Annotated in this window: 9 protein-coding genes; all 9 read left to right on the top strand. The window is 57.8% G+C overall.

Annotation, left to right across the window (positions count from 1 at the left end):
• The first annotated feature begins 74 nt into the window (after nt 1-74).
• Nucleotides 75-2,060, top strand: coding sequence for a phage tail protein (locus ACLTXB_RS07710; protein ID WP_428226554.1), 1,986 nt, complete (start codon nt 75-77; stop codon nt 2,058-2,060).
• 12 nt (nt 2,061-2,072) lie between these two features.
• Nucleotides 2,073-2,720 carry a LysM peptidoglycan-binding domain-containing protein gene (locus tag ACLTXB_RS07715; RefSeq protein ID WP_412260321.1) on the top strand — a complete coding sequence of 216 codons (648 nt, stop codon included), beginning with the start codon at nt 2,073-2,075 and terminating at the stop codon, nt 2,718-2,720.
• Nucleotides 2,717-3,691 carry an XkdQ/YqbQ family protein gene (locus ACLTXB_RS07720; RefSeq protein WP_412260324.1) on the top strand — a complete coding sequence of 325 codons (975 nt, stop codon included), beginning with the start codon at nt 2,717-2,719 and terminating at the stop codon, nt 3,689-3,691. Before ACLTXB_RS07715 ends, ACLTXB_RS07720 begins: the two co-directional genes overlap by 4 nt.
• Nucleotides 3,692-3,703: 12 nt before the next feature.
• Nucleotides 3,704-3,946 carry a hypothetical protein gene (locus ACLTXB_RS07725; RefSeq protein WP_287826797.1) on the top strand — a complete coding sequence of 81 codons (243 nt, stop codon included), beginning with the start codon at nt 3,704-3,706 and terminating at the stop codon, nt 3,944-3,946.
• Nucleotides 3,943-4,389 carry a DUF2634 domain-containing protein gene (locus tag ACLTXB_RS07730; protein ID WP_412260327.1) on the top strand — a complete coding sequence of 149 codons (447 nt, stop codon included), beginning with the start codon at nt 3,943-3,945 and terminating at the stop codon, nt 4,387-4,389. Before ACLTXB_RS07725 ends, ACLTXB_RS07730 begins: the two co-directional genes overlap by 4 nt.
• Complete coding sequence (locus tag ACLTXB_RS07735) at nt 4,386-5,501, top strand: baseplate J/gp47 family protein (RefSeq protein WP_412260330.1); 1,116 nt, start codon at nt 4,386-4,388, stop codon at nt 5,499-5,501. The genes ACLTXB_RS07730 and ACLTXB_RS07735 overlap by 4 nt, the downstream gene beginning before the upstream one ends.
• Entirely contained in the window at nt 5,488-6,255 is a 768-nt protein-coding gene (locus tag ACLTXB_RS07740; protein WP_412260332.1) for a putative phage tail protein, read from the top strand. Before ACLTXB_RS07735 ends, ACLTXB_RS07740 begins: the two co-directional genes overlap by 14 nt.
• Nucleotides 6,256-6,642, top strand: a complete 387-nt coding sequence (locus ACLTXB_RS07745) for a phage tail protein (protein WP_287826793.1) — start codon at nt 6,256-6,258, stop codon at nt 6,640-6,642.
• Nucleotides 6,643-6,659: 17 nt separating this feature from the next.
• A partial coding sequence (locus tag ACLTXB_RS07750) for a hypothetical protein (RefSeq protein ID WP_428226555.1) occupies nt 6,660-7,069 on the top strand: 410 nt, incomplete at its 3' end.

Below are 7,069 nucleotides of genomic sequence, written 5' to 3' on the forward strand. Positions count from 1 at the left end.
CAATCTCAATCAAAGATAATATGTCGGCGGTACTCCGCAGCGTCAGACAAGAGCAGAGCGCATTCCGGCGCGATGTGCAGCGGACACGCCGGGAATTGGAGTCCACCTGGGATCGGCGGCGCACCGCCCGGCTTGACGCGACAGCCGCAAACCGGGCCGCGCAGCAGCTGCAGCGGCGGTTACAACCGCTACGAAGGAGAATCGTCACCGCCGTGGCCATTAAGGATATGGCCACAGAAAAGTTGAAGTCCGTGGCCAACAAGGTCAAGGCCGTGGGCAAGATGGTAGCCACCCCTATCGTTAAGCTGAAAGACGGTGTAACGGCGGGGCTTTCAAAAATCAGCAGCAAGCTGAAAAGTTTAGCAAAGGCCGCCATTCCCATTACGGTGGCGGCCACAGTCACCACCGCCGCACTGGGCGGCGTGGTGTCCAGCGGTATGCAGCTGGAGAACCAGCAGGTTTCGATGAAGCACTTCATCGGGGCCACCAACAAGGGCCTGAATGATGCCGGGGTGCAGAAGATTGCCGACGAATTCACCCAGCAGCTCCGCGAGAATGCCAACGCCACCCCGTTTGAAACGGGTGAGGTGATTGCGGCTGGCTCCCGCGCAGTGTCTATCGCCAACGGCGACACCAAGGAGGCCATGAGCTTGGTGAAGCTGGCCGAGGACATGGCTGCGGCCTCTGGCGGCACCAAGACCATCAGCGACGCAATCGAGGCCCTGGCCGATGCCAAGATGGGCGAAACGGAACGACTAAAGGAGTTCGGCTTCAAGGTTTCAGCGGAGGAGTTCGAGCAGAAGGGCTTCCAGGGCGTTTCCAACGATCTGCAGAGCTTCTTCGGCGGGGCGGCTGAAAAGCTGGCCACCACAGGCTCCGGCCTGATCTCCACCATCAAGGGCAAGCTGAAAAGCAACATTGCAGACATGGGCCTGAAGATCGTGGATAAGCTGAAGCCCGCCCTGTCCGGCATCATCACTCTGATTGACACAGCGGCCCCCGCTTTCGAGGCATTTGGAACAGGGCTGGCCGAGAAGATTGGCAGCGGGATCGAGGCTATCACCGCCTTTATCCCGAAGCTGACCAGCGGTTTTAAGGCGATACAGCCCACCTTGTCCAGCTTTGGCGCATCTATGATGGGCACCCTGCAGCAGGTCAGCGCGGCGGTCATGCCTGCGGTCAGCAGTATCATGCAGACAGTTCAAACCGTCCTTCCCGCCATTCTCCCTGTGATCCAGACGGTGGTAAACACCATCGGCCAGGTGATCAGCGCGGCGGCCCCGGTCATTGCGGGGCTGGTGCAGGGCATCGGGACGGTCATCTCCACCCTTGCCCCCGTGTTCCAGGTCATCTTCGACGGCATCGGCCAGAAGGTCGGCTCCGTGCTGTCCTTCATCGGAAGCAAGATGGGCTGGATCCAGGAGATCATCGGCACGGTGATGCCGGTGGTGGCAGACATCCTGACCTCCGCATGGTCGGTCATTTCCCCGATTATTGACATCGCCATCAGCGTGTTTAAAGTCCTTTTCAATGTGGTGCAAACGGTCTTTAATGGCATCGCCAGCGTCATCAGCAGCGTGTGGGATAAGATAAAGCCCGTTGTTGAGGGCATTGGCAACGGCCTGAGCTGGATCGCGGATAAGGTCGGCGGCCTGTTCGGATTTGGTGGCGGCGGTGGCGGTGAGACAGGCTCCAACGCGGAAGGCACCAACAACTGGCGCGGCGGCCCCACCTGGGTGGGTGAGCAAGGGCCGGAGCTGATCGACCTGCCGCGCGGGACACGGATCCTGCCCAACAAGGAAAGCGTCCAGCTGGCCAGCAGCCTGCAGCGGATGAGGGCGGCCACGGCAGCGCAGAACGCCCCCTCTCCCGTCCCGGCCAACGCGCCCATCCGCAGGGGCGGATCGTCCTCCCCTGCCGCTTCGGTCATCCAGATCACTCTGACGAAGCTGGCCGATAGCATCATGGTGCGAGAGGAGGCCGACATCGACAAGATCGGCGAGAAGGTCGCCAAGGAAGTGGTGCTGGCCGTGAAGAACATGGTGCCTGCGCCCGCATAAGGAGGTGGCCGCTTGAAGCAGCGCATCATTGAATTGAGCTATAACAACCATGAGGAGATGTTCAATCTCCCCATCAACCCCTCGGAGTTTGAGTTCTCTGAGGCACAGAACAACCAGAAGATTACCTTGCTGAATATCGGCGAGGCAAACCTGATCGGACACCGGGGCCTGGTAACAGGCTCCCTGTCCAGCTTTTTCCCGGCCCCATCGTCCCCCCTGGCCCGCTACGCTGACCGGGAGCCGATGGAGTATATCCGGTTGCTGGAGAAGTGGAAAACCAGCACACAGCCCATCCGCGTTATCATCAGCGACTGTGACTTCAATCTGGCCATGAGCATCGACAAGCTGACTAGGAAGCACCGGGAGGGGGACAAGGATGTGTACTACACCCTGGTGCTGTCCGAGTACCGCTTCTTGAATGTGCCTGCGGTACAGGTGGAGACCCAGCAGCAGAGTGACACCAACGGGCTGAACAACCGCCCCAATACACAGACTGCCCCCAAGAGCTACACCGTGGTGTCCGGGGACTGTCTGTGGAACATTGCAAAGAAATACTATGGCGACGGCTCCCAATACACGAAAATCTATGAGGCCAACAAGGGGACAATCGGGAGCAACCCCAACCTGATCAAACCTGGACAGAAGCTGGTGATCCCATGAGCTATGAACTGAACGCCGGGGGGAAGCAGCTGGCCGAGGTCATCGAAAAGGTCACCTGGAGCGGCGACAGCAAGCAGGTGGCCCGGAAGCTGGTATTCACGGTGGCCAACAAGGACAGCGACCGCTTTCTCCCGAAAGTAAACATCAACGAGGGCAGCCAGGTGCAATTCCTAGAGGACGGGAAGCTGCTCTTCAGCGGCCCGGTCTTTGATATTGAGAAGTCCGGCAGCGGGAATGTGGTGACCTACACCGCCCTCGACCTGATGTTCTATGTCATGAAGTCTGACATCAACCGGGTATTCGATAACGAAACCCCGGAGGCCATCACTGCCTGGATATGTTCCCACCTGGGGATCCCCTTCGGCTCGGCTGCAGCCACGGGGATCCCCGTTTATATGCCATGGCTGGGAAAGAAAGCGTATGACGGCATCATGGCGGCCTACACAGCCGCCAGCCGGAAGAACGGCAAGAAATACATCCCCCTGATTAAAAACGCCACACAGCTCCATGTAATCGAAAAGGGGGCGCTCTGCGGGGCGGTGCTGGACGGCTCCTATAATTTGACGGAGGCCAATTACAAGACCAGCCTGCAAAACCTGGTTGACCGGGTGCTGATTACAGATAAGGATGGCAACCAGATCGGCGTGGTGGAGGACACAGCCGCCCAGCAGAAGTATGGTGTGGTGCAGACGGTCTACAAACAGGAGGACGGCAAGGACGCGCAGACCGAGGCCAAGGCCCTCCTGCAGACGCTGGAGCAGACCGGCAGCGTCACCGGCTGTCCGGGGGACAGCCGGGCGGTCAGCGGTTACGCGCTGATCGTCCAGGAAACCACTACCGGGCTATTTGGCAAGTTCTATATTGAGAGCGACACCCACACCTTCACGGACGGCAAACACGAGATGGCCCTGACGCTGGCCTTCTCCAACATGATGGACGAGAAGGAGATTGAAAACCAATCCCAAGGATAGGAGGCGAGAGATATGTCAAGATGGGCTGTAGAGATGGCCGAGGCTCTGCGCGGTGATGGCTCCAGCGGCACGGACGGCACCTGGCGGTTTGCAACCGTCAATACCACCACCCCGCTGACCATCAAAGCACATGATCAAGTGATCTCGAAGCACCTCTACAAAAGCGCCTCCCTGTCCCTCCAGGCCGGGGATGAAGTGCTGGTGTATGAATCCGGCGTCGCGTTTTATGTTATCGCAAAGGTGGTGCCAGCATGAGCATATTCCCCTTTATCAGCCCGGAGGTTTTGGAGTCCTCCGAGAGCAGTGAGCTGCCGATGTTTCGGGAGTACGCATACGACTTTGAAAACAACTGCCTGCTGCTCCGTGATGGGAACACCTACTTGGTTGAGGGCAACGAGGCACTGCGGATCTGGATATTCAAGGCGCTGACTACAGAGCGATTCCGCTACACCGCCTATGACAGCGCCTTCGGCAGCGAGATCCACACCCTGATCGGCAGCGGCCTGCACTCGGAGATTGTGACCTCCGAGCTGAAGCGGTTTATCATCGAGGCGCTGATGGCCAACCCCTATATTTTAGAATTGAGCAATTTCCAGTTTACACGCACCGACAGCGGGGTGCAGGTCGAGTTTGACTGCACCACAGTTTACGGGGCCGAGCAGATTGAATGGGAAGCCAGGGAGGTGAGAGTGGCATGAGCGAGGAAACCATGGATTTCAGCGCATCTGCTGTGCTGAAGCGTATGCGGGACAGCCTGCAAAACCCTGTGAACAAGATCGAGGGCGGCTTCAGTATGGATAACCTGCAGGCTGTGGCCGAAGAGATGGCCCGCATGGACGCGATGGAGGTGAAGCCCATCCCCGACCATGTGCTGCTGGATACCGCCGAGGGCGAATACCTCGACCGGAAGGCTCTGGACTACAACGAAACCAGAAACCCCGCCGCAGCGTCGGTGGGAAACCTTCTATTCACCGGGGAGCCGGGGACGGTCATCCCGCTGGGCACGGAGGTTTTGTACTTGTACGGCACACGGGTCTTTGAAACCACTGCAGCAGCACAGATCAATACGGAAGGTTACTGCGAAGTCGGGGCCAAGTGCCAGACAGCGGGCACCGTGGGGAATGTGGCCATCGGCACCATTACGGCGCTACGCACGGCCATTTCCGGTGTCGCTTCTGTTACCAACACCGCCCCCTTTGGTGGAGGAGCAGAGGCCGAGAGTGATGAGTCCTTCCGAAACCGGGTGCTTGAGAAGATCCGGCGACCCATCACAAGCGGAAACAGAAACCATTTTATTTACTGGGCAAAGCAGGTGCCTGGCGTGGGCGGTGCCAAATGCCTGGGCGCGGAGATATGTGGGGCAGGCAAGGTCAAGGTGATCATCCTCTCCGACAAGTACAGCGCGCCGGATGAGGTGGTCTTGGACAATGTAGAGGCTCACATTGAGGCGCAACGCCAGATCGGGGCCGATGTGACGGTGGTGGCCGCCACGCCCAAGGCCGTCACCGTGGTGGTTACGGTCACGGTGGCCAGCGGGCACAACATCACGGACATCCGCCAGAATGTCCAGGCGGCTCTGCAAAGCTACATTGACAGCGTAAACCGGGAGGACTTCGACACCGCCCCCGTCCGGGGCGATGAAAACCGGAAGAGCAGCATCAGCTATTACCGGATCGGCGACCTCATCTTCGGCGTGGACGGCGTGGCAGATATTATCAGTTACACCCTGAACGGACAGCTGGCCTCCCTCACATCCGACTATGAGGAATATTTCACGCTGGAGGAGGTGGAGATCAGTGCCGATCAATGATGCGTTTATGCTTCCCAAGCAGGTGCGGACAATGGCACAGATGGCAGACCTCCTCCAAGCGGAGCAGACGGAGCTGACGCTGACGCAGCGCACCATTGCGGCAATGGAAAACCAGCTGATCATAAGCACCAGTACTTTTCTGCTCCCCCGCCATGAGCGCCTGTTCGAGCTGCCGGTCAATACTGCGGAAAGCCTGGAAGCGCGGCGGTCCAAAGTGCTGGCGAAGCTGATCGCGCGCGGCACCACCACGGTGGAAGCAATTCGGGAGATGGTGAGGATCGTCACAGGATACGAGGGCGCGGTGGAGGAGCATTTCAGCCAGTATGCCTTCACAGTTATCGTTTTTCCCCTGTTTGACAGTGTTTTCCCCGACCTGCCGGAGCTGATCCGCCAGATTGATGAGATCAAACCGGCCCATCTGATATTTGATGTTGTGGGCGCGTTTCAGCCCACTGTTCTGGAGAACAAAAACAAGGCTTCCCTGTACCGCTTGAAGATCCTCTCCCGCTTTGCCAACACCAGAGGCCAGCGGGTGGTACGGTTTGATGGGGAGGCCGATTTTGACGGCAGCATCCTGTTCAACCAGTCCTTCAGCGGGATCACCTTCCCGGCCATGGCCTTCCGAACTGCATTTCCTGTGCAGGAGGAGGTCAGCGCGACGGTGACCATGGATAACTGGTATGCCTTCGATGGGACGGCCATCTTTGATGGCACACGAAAATTCAATGCCCAAATTGTGCAGGAGGAGTTTTAGATGAATGAAAACAGTGTGATCACCAAGACACGCCGCAGAAAGCTCTGCATGGCCGCCAGTGACCCGGAAAAGCCGCTGGCCGTCATTACCCATGTGGCCTTCGGCAGCGGAGGTGTGAATGTCAGTGGGGAGCCAATCGTGCCCACGGAAACGCAGACTGCGCTCAACAGCGAACTGGCCCGCTATGAGGTGGAGAGCGTGACCTACCCGGACGAAACCACAGCCCGCTATACGGTGACCATCCCCAAGGATTCCCTGGTGGGCAAGGAGATCAACGAAGCGGCGCTGGTGGACAGTGATGGAGATTTGGTGGCTATCAAAAATATGTATTCAAAAAAGAAGGACGAGGGTGTCAGTTTTACCTTTGAATTCGATGACGAGTTTTAACTTAAAGGAGATATCTCATGGCTGAAGAATTTTACCAACTCCCGGAAAGCCCGGTTTATAATGCGGAGACCATCCGTAAGATCCAGGACACTGATCCGGTCCGGGCCAGCACCATTGTTAATCCCGTAATTTCCAGGCTCATTGAAAATACACATGCCGTTAAGAAACTTGCTGATAAAGCACAGCAGGAGGCTGCATCTGCTGCTGCGGCGGAAGAATATAGCTCCGAGTCCGTCTATGATGCGGGGTCTTACTGCACTCGCGGAGGAAAGCTATACAAGGCTAACCAGGATATTTTGTCGGCTGAGCCATGGACAGAAGCACATTGGACAGAAACTGATATCGCCGCAGAGCTTGTAGCTATTTATACGGCCTTGTCGAATAAGGCGCCTGGCGGATACGGATTAGGCGCTCCAGCGAAAATGGT

It is taken from the genome of Flintibacter sp. (genome assembly GCF_046973065.1).

Coding starts and splice junctions, on each gene's coding strand:
- ACLTXB_RS07720 (WP_412260324.1), top strand. CDS start 2,717: ATGAGCTATGAACTGAACGCCGGGGGGAAGCAGCTGGCCGAGGTCATC.
- ACLTXB_RS07725 (WP_287826797.1), top strand. CDS start 3,704: ATGTCAAGATGGGCTGTAGAGATGGCCGAGGCTCTGCGCGGTGATGGC.
- ACLTXB_RS07745 (WP_287826793.1), top strand. CDS start 6,256: ATGAATGAAAACAGTGTGATCACCAAGACACGCCGCAGAAAGCTCTGC.
- ACLTXB_RS07730 (WP_412260327.1), top strand. CDS start 3,943: ATGAGCATATTCCCCTTTATCAGCCCGGAGGTTTTGGAGTCCTCCGAG.
- ACLTXB_RS07735 (WP_412260330.1), top strand. CDS start 4,386: ATGAGCGAGGAAACCATGGATTTCAGCGCATCTGCTGTGCTGAAGCGT.